Here is a 17,594-nt window from a genome sequence, read left to right as displayed (position 1 = left end):
AGAATGACACATTCCGCTATTGTCACGCATATGATTAAGTGAATAGTGATTGAGGAGGGTTACGAATGTCCGAATTTAGAGAGATTATTACAAAAGCAGTGGTTGGAAAAGGACGTAAGTATACAAAGTCAACGCATACATGTGAATCGAATAATGAGCCAACAAGTATTTTAGGGTGCTGGGTAATTAACCACTCGTACGAAGCAAGAAAGAATGGAAAACATGTGGAAATTGAAGGTTTCTACGATGTGAACACTTGGTATTCATTCGATGGCAATACAAAGACAGAAGTTGTAACAGAACGTGTAAACTACACAGATGAAGTAAGCATTGGATATCGTGATAAAAACTTTTCTGGTGATGATTTAGAAATTATTGCTCGTGTCATTCAGCCACCAAATTGTTTAGAAGCTCTTGTATCACCAAATGGTAATAAAATTGTTGTAACGGTAGAACGTGAATTTGTAACAGAAGTAGTTGGCGAAACGAAAATTTGTGTAAGTGTAAACCCTGAAGGTTGTGTAGAATCAGATGATGCTTTCCAAATTGAAGATGATGAGTTTGAAGAGTTAGATCCGAACTTTATCGTTGATGCAGAAGAAGAGTAATAGAAAGCTAGGGAGAAGTTCTTCCTAGCTTTTTACTTTACATAAGTGGTGCTTAGATGAACATGATTGCTAATGAAATGTGCTATAATGAAGAAAGACTCCTGAATTAGGAGATAAGAGTGTCCGTGAAATGTGACATATATGAATATAGATTATTATGTAAGAATTATGGAGGATAAGTATGACGCAATATACGCCTATGATACAGCAATATTTAAAAGTTAAGGCAGACTATCAAGATGCCTTTTTATTTTTCCGCTTAGGTGATTTTTATGAAATGTTCTTTGAGGATGCGGTTAAAGCAGCCCACGAACTTGAAATTACATTAACGAGCCGAGACGGTGGTAGTAGTGAACGTATACCGATGTGCGGTGTACCGTATCATGCGGCTAAAAACTATATTGAACAACTTGTTGAAAAAGGATATAAAGTAGCGGTTTGTGAGCAAGTAGAAGACCCAAAAACAGCTAAAGGTGTAGTGCGCCGTGAAGTCGTACAATTAATTACGCCAGGAACGATGATGGAAGGGCGTACGATTGATGAGAAAGAAAATAACTTTTTAGCCGCATTAACACATTTTGAAGATGGATCATATGCGTTAGCTTGTAACGATTTAACGACTGGGCAAAATACAGTAACGTTATTGACTGGTTCAGTAGAAGATATTTTATTAGAAGTGTATGCAACTGGTTCGAAAGAAATTGTTGTAGATTCTTCCTTTTCTAAAGATGAACTAAACAAGTTAACTGAAACGTTAAAAATGACGATTTCATATGAAGATGCAACGGCAATTCCTGAAGGGCTAGAACATCTTGTGAAAAATGTTTCACAAGCAAAGTTAATTAAAGCAGTTGGGCGCTTATTTAACTATGTAATAAGAACGCAAAAACGTTCATTAGATCATTTGCAGCCTGTGGAAATTTATTATACGAATCAATTTATGAAGATTGATGTGCATTCAAAGCGAAATTTAGAGCTGACAGAAACACTTCGAACGAAAGAAAAAACAGGATCATTATTATGGCTATTAGATAAGACGAAGACTGCTATGGGTGGTCGTATGTTAAAACAGTGGATGGAACGTCCACTTATACAGAAGGAACGAATTGAAGAGCGTTTAGAAATGGTTGAAACGTTTGTAAATGATTACTTCTTGCGTGAAGATTTAAAAGAAAAGTTAAAAGAAGTATATGATTTAGAACGTTTAGCAGGGAAAGTTGCATTTGGTAATGTGAATGCACGGGACTTATTGCAGTTGAGACGCTCGTTACTGCAAGTGCCAGCTATTTTAGAAGCGATTAGTTTGTTAGATAACGCGTATGCAGCGAGATTAATTCAAGGTGCAGATCCATGTGAGAGCTTAACAGAATTACTAGGAAGAAGTATTCAAGAAAATCCACCACTTTCTATTAAAGATGGAGATATTATTAAAGATGGTTATAATGACAAGCTTGATCAATATCGTTACGTGAGTAAAAACGGAAAAACGTGGATTGCTGAGCTTGAAAAACGAGAGCGTGATATTACAGGAATTAAATCGTTAAAAATCGGATACAACCGTATTTTCGGGTACTACATTGAAGTAACGAAAGCAAACCTTGGAGCATTACCAGAAGGCCGCTATGAGCGTAAACAAACGCTTGCTAATGCGGAACGTTTCATTACAGATGAACTAAAAGAAAAAGAAACATTAATCTTAGAAGCAGAAGAAAAAATTGTACAACTAGAATATGATCTATTTACAGCACTTCGTGAAGAAGTAAAAGTATTTATTCCGAAATTACAGCATTTAGCGAAAGTAATCAGTGAATTAGACGTACTGCAAAGTTTTGCGACAGTGAGTGAAGAAGAACAGTTTGTAAAACCTGTACTAACAACGAAGCGCGAAATCTTTATTAAAGATGGTCGTCATCCTGTCGTAGAAAAAGTATTGAACGGGAAATTGTATGTACCGAATGATTGTATTATGCCAGAGAATATGGATGTATTTTTAATTACAGGACCGAACATGTCTGGTAAAAGTACGTATATGAGACAATTAGCACTTGTAACAGTTATGTCGCAAATCGGTTGTTTCGTACCAGCAACAGAAGCAGTATTACCTGTATTTGACCAAATCTTTACGAGAATTGGCGCAGCAGATGATTTAATTTCAGGTCAAAGTACATTTATGGTCGAAATGTTAGAAGCGAAAAATGCCATTGCAAACGCATCAGAAAGAAGTTTAATTTTATTCGATGAAATTGGACGCGGTACATCTACGTATGATGGTATGGCACTTGCACAAGCCATCATTGAACATATTCACGACCAAATTGGTGCAAAGACGTTATTCTCTACACATTATCATGAATTGACAGTGCTAGAAGAAAGTTTAGATCAACTGAAGAATGTACACGTTTCAGCTATTGAAGAGAACGGAAAAGTAGTATTCCTTCATAAAATTCAAGACGGGGCAGCAGATAAAAGTTACGGAATTCACGTTGCGCAACTTGCAGAGCTTCCAGATAGCTTAATTGCTCGTGCGAAAGAAGTGTTAGCACAATTAGAAGGACAAGAAGAAATTATTATCCCAAAGCGTGTAGAAGTGAAAGTGCAAGAGCAAGAAGTAATTCCAGAACCTGTAGTTGTAAAAGAAGCGCCAGTAGAAATAGAAGAAACAAAGGTAGAGAATGAAGAAGAATCACAACTATCATTCTTTGGTGGAGAACAGTCCCCGAAAAAACAAGACAAGCCAGTTCTAGATACAAAAGAAACGGCAGTACTTGCGCAAATTAAAAAAATTGATTTACTTGATATGACACCTTTAGAAGCGATGAATGAACTGTATCGCTTACAGAAAAAGTTAAAGAAAGGATGAGTAAGTAGATGGGGAAAATTCGCAAACTCGATGACCAACTCTCAAACTTAATTGCGGCAGGGGAAGTAGTAGAGCGTCCTGCCTCAGTTGTAAAAGAACTTGTGGAAAATTCTATCGATGCGAATAGTACATCTATTGAAATCCACTTAGAAGAAGCTGGGTTATCGAAAATTCGTATCATTGATAACGGTGATGGTATTGCAGAAGAAGATTGTATTGTCGCTTTTGAACGACATGCGACGAGCAAAATTAAAGATGAAAACGATCTGTTTCGCATAAGAACACTTGGTTTCCGCGGTGAGGCATTGCCGAGTATTGCCTCAGTTAGTGAATTAGAATTAATCACTAGCACAGGTGATGCACCTGGTACACACCTTATTATTAAAGGTGGAGACATTATAAAGCAGGAGAAAACAGCGAGCCGAAAAGGAACAGATATTACAGTACAAAACTTATTCTTTAATACACCAGCGCGTCTTAAATATATGAAAACTATTCATACAGAGCTTGGAAATATTACAGATATCGTATATCGTATTGCAATGTCACACCCAGAAGTATCGTTAAAGCTATTTCATAATGAAAAGAAATTGCTTCATACATCAGGAAATGGTGATGTAAGACAAGTACTTGCATCGATTTATAGCATTCAAGTTGCAAAGAAGCTTGTTCCAATTGAAGCGGAATCTTTAGATTTCACAATTAAAGGCTATGTAACATTACCAGAAGTAACGAGAGCATCTCGAAATTATATGTCAACGATTGTAAATGGTCGTTACGTTCGAAATTTCGTATTAATGAAAGCTATTCAGCAAGGATACCATACATTATTGCCAGTCGGACGATATCCAATCGGCTTCTTATCGATTGAAATGGATCCAATGCTAGTTGACGTTAACGTACATCCTGCGAAATTAGAAGTTCGTTTTAGTAAAGAACAAGAATTGCTAAAGCTTATCGAAGAAACATTGCAAGCAGCATTCAAAAAAATACAGCTCATTCCAGATGCGGGTGTGACAACGAAGAAAAAAGAAAAAGATGAAAGTGTGCAAGAACAGTTCAAGTTTGAGCATGCGAAGCCGAAGGAGCCATCTATGCCGGAAATTATTTTACCGACAGGCATGGATGAAAAACGAGAAGAACCGCTGGCAGTGAAGCAGCCAGCACAACTGTGGCAACCGCCGAAGCAAGAATGGCAACCACCACAATCGCTCGTAAGGGAAGAACAAAGTTGGCAACCATCTACAAAATCGATAATAGAAGAACCGATTCGAGAAGAGAAATCGTGGAACAGTAACGATGAAGACTTTGAATTAGAGGAATTGGAAGAAGAAGTTCAGGAAATAGAAGAAATCGAAATGAACGGTAATGATTTACCGCCGCTTTATCCAATTGGACAAATGCATGGAACATATATTTTCGCTCAAAATGATAAAGGCTTATATATGATTGACCAGCATGCCGCGCAGGAACGTATTAATTATGAATACTTCCGTGATAAAGTAGGACGAGTAGCACAAGAAGTACAAGAACTACTCGTACCATACCGTATTGATTTATCTCTTACCGAATTTTTACGTGTTGAAGAGCAACTAGAAGAACTAAAAAAAGTTGGACTATTTTTGGAGCAATTCGGTCATCAATCCTTTATCGTCCGCTCACATCCAACGTGGTTCCCGAAAGGACAAGAAACAGAAATTATCGATGAAATGATGGAACAAGTCGTTAAACTAAAAAAAGTTGATATAAAAAAACTACGTGAAGAAGCAGCCATCATGATGAGCTGTAAAGCTTCAATTAAAGCAAATCAATATTTAACGAACGATCAAATATTTGCTTTACTGGAAGAACTTCGTACAACAACAAACCCATACACATGCCCGCACGGCAGACCAATTCTTGTGCATCATTCTACTTATGAATTGGAAAAGATGTTTAAGAGGGTTATGTAGGGATACTGTTCATAGAGAAAATGGTCTCTGGTTATTTTAATAAAATATAGAAAGAAATAAAAAGGAGCGATAGTAACAATTCGCTCCTTTTTCATATAATTCTTTTGCAACTATATTTTAAAAATTTATAAACTAGAGATAACCTCAACGTATGTATACTTTATATGTGCGTTCTCAATTTGTTTGTAAGGAAAGAGGTTTTTATTTTACAGATTTATCAGAATTATGTAAAGTATAGATAAAATCATAAAATGGGGTGTTATCTATGTGTACTAGTTTGACATTACTGACAAAAAACGATCAGCATCTTTTTGCAAGAACGATGGACTTCACATTAGATATGAATCAAGAAGTAATAATCATTCCTCGGCATTACCAGTGGAATAATATAACTGGTGAAATCATTAATACGAAACATGCTGCGGTCGGAATGGGAATTAATCATCAAGGAAGGATCATTATGGCGGACGGAGTAAATGAAGCAGGTATGACATGTGCAACACTCTATTTTCCAGGATTCGCTACTTATAGTCAAAGCATAGATGACAACAAAACGAATTTAGCTCCATTTGATTTTGTGACTTGGAGTCTGACACAATTCAATTCTGTCAAAGAGTTAAAGAAATCTGTAGATAGCCTTACCTTTTTGGACATACCGTTACCGGATTTAGGACTTACGCCACCACTACATTGGATTTTGGCAGATAAATGGGGAGATTGTATTGTACTGGAGCCGACAAATGAAGGATTAAAAATGTATGACAACCCACTAGGAGTGATGACGAATAGTCCGGAGTTTAATTGGCATTTGCAAAATTTAAGACAATACATAGGTCTTAAATCGCAGCCATTCGCGCCAACAGAGTGGAGTAACTTACCATTAAGTGCTTTTGGTCAGGGATCGGGCTCAATGGGACTTCCAGGGGATTTCACTCCACCCTCAAGATTTGTGCGGGCAGCATATGGCAAACAAAACATTCAAGGTATAGATAGTGAAGAAGAGGGAGTATCAGCTCTTTTTCATATCTTATCAAATTGCGAGGTTCCTAAAGGTGGAGTAATAACAGAAGAAGGTGCACTAGATAATACCATATATACAAGTGTAATGTGTATGGAGTCCGGAACATATTATTATCATACTTACGATTGTAGACAAATTATAGCCATTCATTTATTTCATGAAAATTTAGATACAGATGAGATTAAAGCCTATCCGTTCCAACGGAAACAAAAAATATTTTACGAAAACTAAGTAGCTTCGAAACAATGTTTGGTAAATTTTTAAATATATATAATAGAACAATAATGGCCTATATAATTCATGGGTGCTTCTTTAACTTTGTGATTCATCATAAATCTACTCCTTTCTCCGGTGACTTCAACAAGTAAAATTTTGCTGGTAGGCTTTATTTATAAATAGTAAAGGACAAAAAAGGTGCGGAAAATATCCATACCTTTTTTGTTCTTCCATTATCTATGTATAAAAAAGCGCTGTATATCAGCACTTTTTAAAAGTACATGAGTTGTATAAGAAAGGTTTATTAACTATACAAGGCCTAATATAGGTTATTATTTGATTCATTGCTATAAGAGTCTATAAGGTTATTTGTTTTTATTAATATTAATTTTTTCCGTATATAGCACCTGTTCCTTATAGTGTTTTTTAATTGGGAAAGTATGTGTACCAGAGCCGTTTTTGAAATTTTTATTGATAGGATTCTTTAGAGGGATTGTTGTAGTTTCTGTAAATTCATATGGGTAGTTGATTTTAGATTTATCTTCAAACATGAAAAAGCCTCCTTTTAGGATTTCCTGAATTCTTTACTATAACATGATATGCATATAGATTTTTTTTGGACTAGTTATTTATATAGGTTAATGGAATTTAATTACGTAACTACTGAAGTGTTCTAAAGGAAAACAATTCGAGAAAGATATTGTATGAATAGCTGCTCGCTATTGTTGTTGTTGTTGTTTAAATTATCATGGTGTATGTGAAATTCTGAAGAGACTTAGTATATATGTCTATCTAACAAGCACTATGTGATGAACTCTTTTATGTTAGGTGAAGTGAATTTTGTATATATATTCGTTATAAATTGTTTTTATAATATGATTCATATAAGTTTTTCCTGATAATATAATGCGGAATATTATAGTGTTATTATGTTATTAGGAACATTTAATGCTGTTTCATAACTGAAAGGGAATTGAAAAAAAACTGAAACTTTTCTCATAAAAATTCAATCTAACTTGAAAAATGAAAGGAAAATGAAATTTTCCAAAAGATATTCTTTGTTAAGATAAAAAGCATACATAAATAAAGTGTTGACATATCTTAAAAATGTATTTTCAAGATATAGTGGGGGAAAAGATGAGAATAGAAAAACAATTAATAAAAAAGATGTATTATGAAACATTTCTAATGGAGAATGTAACAAAATCACCTCTTGACGTACTTGGAGAAGCTTATGTAAACGAAGAAAAAAATGAGGTTTCTGATGGATCTTATATTCGTTTTGCACAAGGTGAATTTTATTATCGCCATCAAGATTTTGAAGCAGCTATTTTTAAATGGGAGAAGGTTAGTAATGAATTAGCACCGTGGGCACAAAAAAATATTGCGGATGCGTATTTCGAACTGAATCAATTATCAATTGCTGAAAATGTATACACTTCCATTACTACTGATAATAAAATATTGATGACTGAAATTAGATTACAATTACTTTCTCTTTACATAGAGCAAAATAATTTTGATTCAGCTTTCGCTGTTATTAAAGAAGCAGTTTCTTTAAATCCAGACTATCCGAATGTTACAAAAATTGCCCGTTCCTTTTATGAGGAACAACAAGATTTTGATAGTGCAGTAGAGCTTGCTGTGAATGAGTTGATTCGAACAGAATCTTATCCGTGGTTTGAGGTGTTAAAAGGATATATCGATAAAAGATTTACTAAACATATTTCACCAGATTATTTTTATGATGCATTAGTTACATTAAATAATGTAGATCAAGTACAATTTACGCAAATGGTTTCATCACTTTGGAACAGTTATAAAAATGAACAAAATTACTTATTGTGGCTTAACACAATAAATGAATTTTTCTTACATATTGAAATAGAGTCTTCCGATATATGGGACAAAATTTCTTCTCTTTACGAAGAAACATACTTTGCATTAATTCAAGGGAAATATACGCTTAGACAATTACACGATATCATTCCCAATCTTTTAACAAATTGGTTGAAAGTAGTTAATCCATCGTATGCTGTATTTCCATCAGCAGCTGTATTGGCATGGGATGAAATTTTTCCTACCCAAATAGATTCATCAAATATAAAACATGCGGAAAACCTACTGTCATATTCTATGAATCATGTGAATGCTTTAGAGTACAGTCTACATCTTTTTGAATCTATTACACAGTGGGCACAAAAGCAAAATATAGAAATAGGTCACCGATTTAGATGGTTAGTTGACGAACTTGCGGATTTAAGAACAAATCGTATTTTAGTAACGGGAACTTCAGGGAACGGAAAAACTACATTTATTAACTCTATATTAGGAGAAAATATAGTAGAAAAATCAATTTCAAATGTAGTAGTTTTAAAAAATGATGCTCATACAGAAATTAACGCCATAACAGACGCTGCAATTACAACAACGGAAGATATCTCTGATTACCATAATATGATGTCTCAGCACCATCAAACATATAGAGATAGAGCATGTGTCGAATTTAAATTACCATGCAGATTTTTAAGTGAAAATAAACTTACATTTGTAGTTACACCCGGCTTTAATAGGAATAACGACACTAGGGATGAGGTATTTGAATATCTAAATTCTGTAGATGAATTATTGTTTGTATTGAATGCAGATTCACCTTTTACTGATAAAGAGCGTGATATTCTATTAAACATTCAAGAGCATACACCAAATTTACAAGTGCATTTCTTATTAAATAAAATCGATAACATTTATAGTGAAGCAGAAGTAAAAAGAGTACTACATGATACGGCAACGAGAATAAACACATATTTCCCGCATGCGAGGATTTTCCCTTACTCTTCGTTATATACAAGTAATCAACAATTGAATGAATTAACAGAGTTTATTCATTTTAACTTTAATCATAAAAATATCGATGCAGAACGTACTGAAAAGCTATTATTTTTCATTCGAAAAACAATTACATATCTTTTGGATAAACGAGTTGAGAAAGAAAATAATCTAGTGGATGCTATTAATTGGAATGAAGATATGCTAGTGAAACTAAACGGTAGCATGAATAACCTTACTGCATTTGAGAGGGAAAAAATTCATTTCATTACACAGTCATATCGTGCAATGAAAATGGAAATTACGAACGATCTTACTGAAAATATACCGAAGATATTACAGAGTTGTTCTGATTTAATGAGTGAAGACAGTGATTTCGGTCACATGGATACAGAACTAAATAAAGCAATGAACGAAAGAGTGCATAAATATTTAGAACAAACTGTATTACCTAATCTTGCTCTTTCTATGCAAAATTGGATTGCCACTTCTCATAATGAGCTCCTTCAAAGTCAATCGTACTTAGAAGAACTTAGTGAAGGACTTAATTCTTTATTTGGAGAAAATCGAATACAGTTAGAATGTGACTTTAAAGTGCTTGATGACTGGCGCAGAGATACTGACAGAATGACGACTAGAATACAAATGGATGAAGTAAATATTTTACGTCGATTTACGCCAGCACAATTTTTATTGAAAAGTGCCGGTAAATTATTTGGAGTTCTTCCGAAAAACAAAACTATGCTATATAACAAATACAAACAGTATGTAGAAAATGAAGATTATACCGAGGTAACGGATTCTATTATGAAGAAATTTTTCTTGCAATTTGAGCTATTCGAAAACACACAAGAGCGAGATATTCATATATTCTTTAGGAATCCATTTAACTCCTTGAAACAAGCTGTAGAGAATATACAATTAGAAATACAAGAAAAACAAGAGATGTTACATAAAATGAAATCAAACCCTGAAGTTTATCATGATTCCATCATGCTCTTTGAATTGAGATTACGTCAATGTGAAGTGATTTTACATATAGGTGATGATCATGCTTATACAGATGTAAGTTTAGAGACAAGCGTAGAATAAAAATGAAATATATGAAACTGCATCATGTATTATAGGAGAATAAAAGGGAGCAACTATAACGAGTTGCTCCCTTTTCATATTAAGATTATTTTTCAGTCTCTTTAATTTTATTACTTTCTGAGAAACGTAATAAATCGCCTTCAATAATTTTGTCAGACATTCGTAATTCATTTTGTGCACGTTTAATGAGTGCTTCTGCTTCTTCTTTTGGTAAGTCTACAATTTCACCTGTTATGCGGTCATAGAAAGTATTGTTTTTGTATGCATACTTGTCTGTAATGAAGCTACCATCACGTAAAACAACAAAACCGGCATATTCATCCGAAAACATATCATGGCCAAAACGAATATCGTTTGTAGTATCAATTCCTAATAAATTGAGAATAGTAGGTTTCATATCGATTTGTCCCGTAGGCTTTGAAATCGTTCGACCTTCTGTTTGTCCAGGGATATGAATATATAAAGGTGTGCGTTGTAAATTTAAAGTATCAAATTCTGTTATTTGATCTTTTTCTAAAAACTGTGCCATCGCGCGATTATGTTTTTCAGAAATGCCATAATGATCACCATATAAAACAATAATAGAATCATCATACATTCCCTCGGCTTTTAAACGCTCAATAAATTTTTTTATTGATTCGTCTAAGTAACGTGCTGTTACAATATAACGATCAAATACGCCATTACCAGAGTTATATGGTTCAATGAATTGTGTATCTTCATCATACGTAAATGGATAATGGTTCGTTAAAGTAAGAAAACGAGCGTAAAATGGTTGATCAACAGTTTTTAATATATCTACTGATTGATCAAAGTATTCGATATCTTTTAAGCCCCAATTTAAATTTGTTTCGGGCGTAATTTTGTAATCAAGTTCATTATAGTAACGATCATAACCGAGAGCAGAGTACATGATGTTACGATTCCAAAATGTGGCGTTATTCGCATGGAATACAGAAGTGAAATAACCTTGCTGACGTAGAATTTCTGGAGTCGCAGTATAATCGTTGTTACCGTGTGTGAAGAATACAGCTCCTCGATTTAATGGATACAATGACGTATCGATTAGAAATTCAGAATCGGATGTTTTTCCTTGCCCAGTTTGGTGGAAAAAGTTATCAAAGTAATAGCTTTCATTTATGAATTCATTCAAAAAGGGTGTAACTTCTTGTCCGTTAACTGTTGCTCCTATTAAAAAGGTTTGCAGGGATTCAAGAGTGACAACAATTACGTTTTTTCCTTTCGCTACACCAAACATATTAGGGTTCGGCTCACTTTGGTTTGCCTTCACGTAGTTTTCAGTTTCTTGTAATTTGCTACTATCAGCAAGTGCCTTTTGTGATCCTGCTTTTACTTGCAGTGTTAAATCATAAACTTGATGCGTGTATAGTCCTAAATTTTTAACAAGCATAACTCGGTCAAATGATCTTGTTAATAGTTCAGGTCGCTCTTTTTCTGCAAGATGTAGATTAGCAAAAAATACACCAATCGTTAAAAGAAAATATAACAAGCGTGCCGGATGAGTTACACGTCCTGTTTGGAAGACTATTGATTTTTTCTTCAATAAAATAAAGAAGAAAATAATGTCTACGAATGCGAGTATAATTTTGTAGTTCAATATTTCTATAATACTGCCGCCTAATTGGCCGAAGTTTGATGTTTGTCCAAGTACTGGTAACGTAACGAAATCGCTATAAAAATCATAGAACATTACATTTCCAACGAGTACGATTGTTAATACGAAGTTGATACATAGCGCGATATAATTTCTTTTTTCACCGGTTGCAAATAATGCTAATCCGACAAAAGCTAATGATGTAGCGAGTGGACTAATAAACAAAATAAGCTCTTGTGTAGAAGATTCAATTTTTAAATCAAAACTGAACCTTGTAATAAGATATGTTTTTAACCATACTGCTAAAGCAATTATTAAAACAAAGCTTATATTTTGCATTTGTAAATTGATTTTATTTTTCATTTTTACTCCTTCTTTTTGTAATTTATTTAACTTGTGTTATATATTATATTTTTATAACTATTATAGTATACTGAACCATTTAGCTAATGGTTTCTAAAGGTAATAATATAAAGTATTCACATACGTACAATGAGGAAATTTAAAGCGTAAATCTATTTTTTAGAACAGAGCAGAAAAAGTCATAGTTGTAGTAAAAAATACTTATAGACATCCTAACATATTAAACACTATGATGATGTTACAAAATATCGAACAAATGAAAATGGAAATGAATAGAGGATTTTAAAACTGTTGACATTCAATTTGTGAGAATTGAATGTCAATGGCTATGTTAAATATGTATCTCATAAAACCCTGATTTTTTGTGGGGAAATAGTAAGCTATTACTATGGAAGTTAAAATATTTAATTGCAATCTGAATGAAGGAAATTAAATGTGAGATAAATATTTTCCAACATATAACCCACTTGCAGCAGCTTGAGATAATGAATGAGTGACGCCTGAACAATCCCCAACTAAAAATAGGCCATTTATACTCGTTTCAAAATGATTATTGAGTTTTATCGTAGGAGCATAAAACTTTCCGTCAATTCCATATAATAAAGTATCTGTATCGATCGGTTCTTGGATGAATTGTTCTAATCGTAATAAAAATTCTTTAAGTCCTTCAATATATAATGGAGGAATTTCTGTATTCAAATCTCCATAATCTCCTTGTAGCGTAGGTTGTATACGGTTATATTTCATGTCGTTCGCTATTGTAGGCTGTTTATTTAGTAAGTCCTCTAAGCGCTGTATAACAATCCGATCTCGTCCTTGGTTAATGTTTTTAATAATTGAACTTGCATATACATTTGCTTCTTTGAGAGTTGGAAAATAGCGCGGGATAAATAAAGTGAAGTTTAAGTTAGGTGTACCAGTTCCTTTCTCTCGAAAATTTTGACCGTCAGGCATAACTAAACCTTCTTCGTACTTTCTAATAATGCGTCCTTTTGGATTCATACAGTATGTAGTCGCTGTGAAATCTTCATGCTCATAAGAAAGTTTAGTCTCAAATGTATCTTTTAATATAGAACGTAATTGGTGTTCTTTCATCTCTACCCTGATACCTAAATCTACACGAGTTTGTTCCTGAGAAATATGTAGAGAAGTGCACATCTCCTTTAACCAATCTGCTCCGGAACGCCCAGTTGCAAATACTAGTTGCCTAGATTGAAATGTTCCTTCATTTGTATCTATAGTAAAATGATCTTTCTGTTTCATAATATGTTGTACATCTATATGAAATTGTATATTTATTTTCGTAAGTAAAAATTCGTAGAGTTGCTGAAAAATTTCATTTGAAAGGGTAGTACCAAGATGCCGTACTTCTGTTGTTAGCATTTGTAAACCACACGATGCAGCTCTCTTATTGAGATTTGGATTTTCTGTAGAATATTTTGAAACTGAATTTCCTCCGAACTGACATAGAATTTCATCTACTTCAGCCATAAGTTGTATAAAGCCCTCTTTACCAACTTTTTGCTCAAGTTCTCCACCAAATCCGTTTGTATAATTAAATTTCCCTTCAGATTTTCCTAAACCAGCAAATCCGAAATATTTATCACATGTAGTACAATTACACGCTTTTCCTTCGTCTAAAGGACAATGGCGAGCTCCTAGCGTTTTACCTTTATCAAGAATTAAAACTTTTTTGTTATTTTTAACTAGTGAATAAGCCAGAAAAATGCTACTTACTCCAGCGCCGATAATTGTAACATCATACATATTCTTTCACCTGCTAACGAATAGTTTGTTTTTTATTTTTCTAGTGTATAACAATTTTATGAAGGTAAGAAATAAATTTTATTAATAAAGGGGAGTTTTTGAACTTGACGCTTTTTTAATTTCTTAGAGTGATGAAGTAAATACAAGTGTCTTTATTTACAAGAAGAATTAGTTTTCAAAGACCACTATATCACATGATAAATAAATTCTTACATACAAAAAAACAGACCTTTTAAGTGAAGAGGTCTGTTAATGATTTTAAATGTTATTTAGCGAAGACGTGGTTACCAATTACTGCTACTGTTTGACGTGTCGTAATCCACTTGTCTGTTGATGTTTTCGGGTTATAGAAATAAAGCCAATCAGAATGTATTCCATTTGTGGAGATAGCCTCTTCTACAGCCATTTTTGCTTCTGCGCTTGCAGGCTGATTAATTCTTCCATCTGTAACAGGAGTAAATGCATATCCGTATTTAATAGGTTCATAAATAACGCCTGTTATTGTATTTGGAAAACCTTTTGCGTTTACACGGTTTAGTATAACTTTAGCTACTGCTACTTTTCCTTTATATGATTCGCCACCTGCTTCAGCGGTAACTAAGCGTGCCATTAAGTCTTTTTCTTTTTCTGAAATACTTGAGTTGATTTTTAAATGTTGTCCTGTATAAAGCTTGTTTTCGATTGTGTTGTTCATTTGTTTTATAGATTGAACGGTAACATTGTAACGCTTTGCTATCGTTTCTAATGAATCTCCCGGTTGTACCTGATAAATAATTTGTCCAGAAATGTTCGCAGGCTTGGCGTTTTGGCGAACAGTGATTTCATTTGAGTTGACGGAACCCGGGATATGTAACTGTTCGCCAATGAAAGTTTGATCGTTTCCTTTATTATTAGCCTGTTTAATGGATTGTATTGAAACGCCGTATTGTTTACTAATGCCCCAAAGTGTATCATTCTTTTTTACTGTATGAATGGTAGAAGCTTCAGCTGTACTGTGACTACATACGAATGTAATTGCAGCTGCAGATAAAGGGATTATATGTTTTATTTTTAATAATTTCATTGTAAATCCTCCTAGGAAAAATAAGGTAAAACGGTTAAGTAATGTAGCTTAAAATGTCTACATATAATATTTTAATGTAAGTATATTAGCACATATAAAATAAATAATCATTATAAGTTTCTTATTTATTTAGTGTAGAGTCCGAATATGAAATATTGCATATGAAAATACATTGAAGTTCATATTGCTGATTACTATAATCTATTTAGTAGAAAGGGAATATGTTATATAAATAAAATCATTATAGATTAATATAGTGATTAATTATTATTAATAGGAGGATTGATGTAATGAAAATATTTCAAAAAATGTGTACGTCAACTGTAATTATTACAACACTTTTAGGAATAGGAGGCACTGTCAATAGTGTACATGCTGATTCTATAGAACAGCAGAGTAAATTAGGAATAGAACAAGAAACAGATAAGCAAATCATTGTAAAATTTAAAGCGGATTTGAAATTTCCATATGAAGATGGTATTGAAAAACAAATACAATCTCAAACGAACGATAAAGTAATAGAAGATCTTTTGGCAGAATACCCAGATGTAACATTTACTCGTTTATTCACATCTGTAAGCCCGGAACAAATACAAAACCTTGAAGTGAAAGCACCTAATAATGTATCTACAAGTTTATTAAACTACTATATTCTTCAAACTCAACATGGTGGGCAAGAGGAAGAACTAGTAGATAAGTTAAAGACATCTTCTTTAATAGAAGATGTGTATATAAAGAAACAAGAAAAAATAACACCACCGGAAGTACAGCCATTAAGTGTATCGTTTAATCCTAATAACAATCCTAGATATGAAAAACAAGGTTATCTTGAAGCAGCACCATCTGGTATTAATGCGCCTTTCGCCTGGGGAGTCCGAGGCGGTAATGGAAGTGATGTAACCTTTGTTGATATGGAATATGGATGGTTATTAAATCATGAGGATTTAGTACATCAAAATATTGAATTAATGTCTGGAAGAAATATAGATCAACATGTCGGTCATGGGACGTCTGTACTAGGAATTGTATCCTCTGAGGACAATGAAGTTGGGAATATTGGGATTGCGCCAAAAGCGAAAGCAAAGGTGATTTCTCAAATAAGAGATAACGGACAGTATAATACAGCTGATGCAATATTAAGTGCTATAAATCAGTTAGAAGCTGGGGATGTTTTATTATTAGAGGCACAAGCTTCCTTTGATGGGTATGGTGATAAATATTTACCTGTTGAGGTACAACCAGATATCTTTGATGCAATTCGTGCTGGTACAGATAAAGGTGTTGTCATTATAGAAGCTGGAGCGAATGGTTGGAATGATTTAGATCAATTTAAAGATAGAAATGGTAAACAAATTTTAAATCGTAATAGTAAAGATTTTAAAGATTCAGGTGCAATTATGGTAGGAGCGGGCTCTTCATCTTTCCCTCATGAACGTATGTGGTTTTCGAATTATGGAAGCCGTATTGATGTGTATGGTTGGGGAGAAAACGTAGATACAACTACAGCTGAGCAAAGTCGAAGTGCTGTAAATCTTTATACATCTAGCTTTAGTGGCACGTCGAGTGCGTCACCTATTATTGCCGGAGCAGCGACTTTAGTACAAAGCATTGCTAAAGAAAACTTAGGACAACCATATAGACCGAGTGAACTAAGAGCAATATTAAGCAACCAGGATACAGGAACAAAATCTAAAGATCCATATTCAGATAGAATTGGTGTTTTACCAGATTTGAAGTCTATACTAGTAAACTTAGGGTATGGACAAAGAAAACCAAACGGTGGAAATGAGTTACAAGTAACAGAAAATGAACCAAATAATGAACGTATACAGGCAAATAAAGTTAACTTTCATACACCGATGAAAGGGACACTACATAATAGTGATAGAGTAGATGTATTTACTTTCCAAATTGACTCGCCAGAAAATATTACTATTTCTCTATTAAATGAACAAAACATTGGGATGACATGGGTGCTTCATCATGAATCAGATTTAAATAACTATGTAGCATATGGTGAAAACGAAGGAAATGTAGTTAAAGGTACTTATAATGCAAAGCCAGGTAAATATTATTTATACGTCTATAAGTATGAGAATAAAGATGGTTCATATGTATTGAATATAAAGTAAACGAAAGGAACTTCAGGTGAAGTTCCTTTAAATTTTTCTAATTTAGGATATGTGAATGATTTTTTTACTTTACTTC

Annotated in this window: 10 protein-coding genes; 6 read left to right on the top strand and 4 right to left on the bottom strand. The window is 33.6% G+C overall.

The features are described 5' to 3' along the window. Positions 1-65 precede the first annotated feature (65 nt). The 4 genes from cotE (at position 66) to ACTFRN_RS01490 (ending at position 6,672) form a co-directional block, all read left to right on the top strand. Entirely contained in the window at positions 66-608 is a 543-nt protein-coding gene (gene cotE, locus ACTFRN_RS01505; RefSeq protein WP_001288798.1) for an outer spore coat protein CotE, read from the top strand. A gap of 181 nt (positions 609-789) precedes the next feature. After that, on the top strand, positions 790-3,468 hold the full coding sequence (gene mutS / locus ACTFRN_RS01500) for a DNA mismatch repair protein MutS (protein WP_000196018.1): 2,679 nt from the start codon (positions 790-792) through the stop codon (positions 3,466-3,468). An 8-nt stretch (positions 3,469-3,476) separates the two neighbouring features. Next, positions 3,477-5,420: a DNA mismatch repair endonuclease MutL gene (mutL, locus tag ACTFRN_RS01495; RefSeq protein ID WP_049113030.1), complete on the top strand. Its 1,944-nt coding sequence runs from the start codon at positions 3,477-3,479 to the stop codon at positions 5,418-5,420. 265 nt (positions 5,421-5,685) lie between these two features. Next, positions 5,686-6,672, top strand: coding sequence for a choloylglycine hydrolase family protein (locus tag ACTFRN_RS01490; RefSeq protein ID WP_000337582.1), 987 nt, complete (start codon positions 5,686-5,688; stop codon positions 6,670-6,672). A gap of 350 nt (positions 6,673-7,022) precedes the next feature. Here the strand turns inward: ACTFRN_RS01490 and ACTFRN_RS01485 are convergent, their stop codons facing one another. Next, positions 7,023-7,208, bottom strand: coding sequence for a hypothetical protein (locus tag ACTFRN_RS01485; protein WP_014893540.1), 186 nt, complete (start codon positions 7,206-7,208; stop codon positions 7,023-7,025). A 556-nt stretch (positions 7,209-7,764) separates the two neighbouring features. On the opposite strand from ACTFRN_RS01485, the gene ACTFRN_RS01480 reads away from it, so the two are divergent. Then, complete coding sequence (locus tag ACTFRN_RS01480) at positions 7,765-10,578, top strand: dynamin family protein (protein ID WP_140383339.1); 2,814 nt, start codon at positions 7,765-7,767, stop codon at positions 10,576-10,578. An 85-nt stretch (positions 10,579-10,663) separates the two neighbouring features. Here ACTFRN_RS01480 and ACTFRN_RS01475 read toward each other — a convergent pair whose 3' ends face one another. The 3 genes from ACTFRN_RS01475 to ACTFRN_RS01465 form a co-directional block, all read right to left on the bottom strand. Next, on the bottom strand, positions 10,664-12,556 hold the full coding sequence (locus ACTFRN_RS01475) for an LTA synthase family protein (protein WP_088106443.1): 1,893 nt from the start codon (positions 12,554-12,556) through the stop codon (positions 10,664-10,666). A 429-nt stretch (positions 12,557-12,985) separates the two neighbouring features. Next, positions 12,986-14,323, bottom strand: a complete 1,338-nt coding sequence (locus tag ACTFRN_RS01470) for an NAD(P)/FAD-dependent oxidoreductase (protein ID WP_000272374.1) — start codon at positions 14,321-14,323, stop codon at positions 12,986-12,988. A 265-nt stretch (positions 14,324-14,588) separates the two neighbouring features. Further along, positions 14,589-15,386, bottom strand: coding sequence for a cell wall hydrolase (locus ACTFRN_RS01465; RefSeq protein WP_016718289.1), 798 nt, complete (start codon positions 15,384-15,386; stop codon positions 14,589-14,591). Between the two features lie 290 nt (positions 15,387-15,676). On the opposite strand from ACTFRN_RS01465, the gene ACTFRN_RS01460 reads away from it, so the two are divergent. Next, positions 15,677-17,518 carry a S8 family peptidase gene (locus tag ACTFRN_RS01460; protein WP_088106444.1) on the top strand — a complete coding sequence of 614 codons (1,842 nt, stop codon included), beginning with the start codon at positions 15,677-15,679 and terminating at the stop codon, positions 17,516-17,518. Positions 17,519-17,594: the final 76 nt, after the last annotated feature.

The sequence above is a fragment of the Bacillus cereus group sp. MYBK245-2 genome, from assembly GCF_051916145.1.
In the GTDB taxonomy this organism is placed as follows: domain Bacteria; phylum Bacillota; class Bacilli; order Bacillales; family Bacillaceae_G; genus Bacillus_A; species Bacillus_A pacificus.
Note: the sequence above shows the minus strand (reverse complement) of the source record. Positions and strands in the feature narration are given on the sequence as shown.

Coding starts and splice junctions, on each gene's coding strand:
- ACTFRN_RS01470 (WP_000272374.1), bottom strand. CDS start 14,323: ATGTATGATGTTACAATTATCGGCGCTGGAGTAAGTAGCATTTTTCTG.
- cotE (WP_001288798.1), top strand. CDS start 66: ATGTCCGAATTTAGAGAGATTATTACAAAAGCAGTGGTTGGAAAAGGA.
- ACTFRN_RS01485 (WP_014893540.1), bottom strand. CDS start 7,208: ATGTTTGAAGATAAATCTAAAATCAACTACCCATATGAATTTACAGAA.
- ACTFRN_RS01480 (WP_140383339.1), top strand. CDS start 7,765: ATGTATTTTCAAGATATAGTGGGGGAAAAGATGAGAATAGAAAAACAA.
- ACTFRN_RS01475 (WP_088106443.1), bottom strand. CDS start 12,556: ATGAAAAATAAAATCAATTTACAAATGCAAAATATAAGCTTTGTTTTA.
- ACTFRN_RS01460 (WP_088106444.1), top strand. CDS start 15,677: ATGAAAATATTTCAAAAAATGTGTACGTCAACTGTAATTATTACAACA.
- mutS (WP_000196018.1), top strand. CDS start 790: ATGACGCAATATACGCCTATGATACAGCAATATTTAAAAGTTAAGGCA.
- mutL (WP_049113030.1), top strand. CDS start 3,477: ATGGGGAAAATTCGCAAACTCGATGACCAACTCTCAAACTTAATTGCG.
- ACTFRN_RS01490 (WP_000337582.1), top strand. CDS start 5,686: ATGTGTACTAGTTTGACATTACTGACAAAAAACGATCAGCATCTTTTT.
- ACTFRN_RS01465 (WP_016718289.1), bottom strand. CDS start 15,386: ATGAAATTATTAAAAATAAAACATATAATCCCTTTATCTGCAGCTGCA.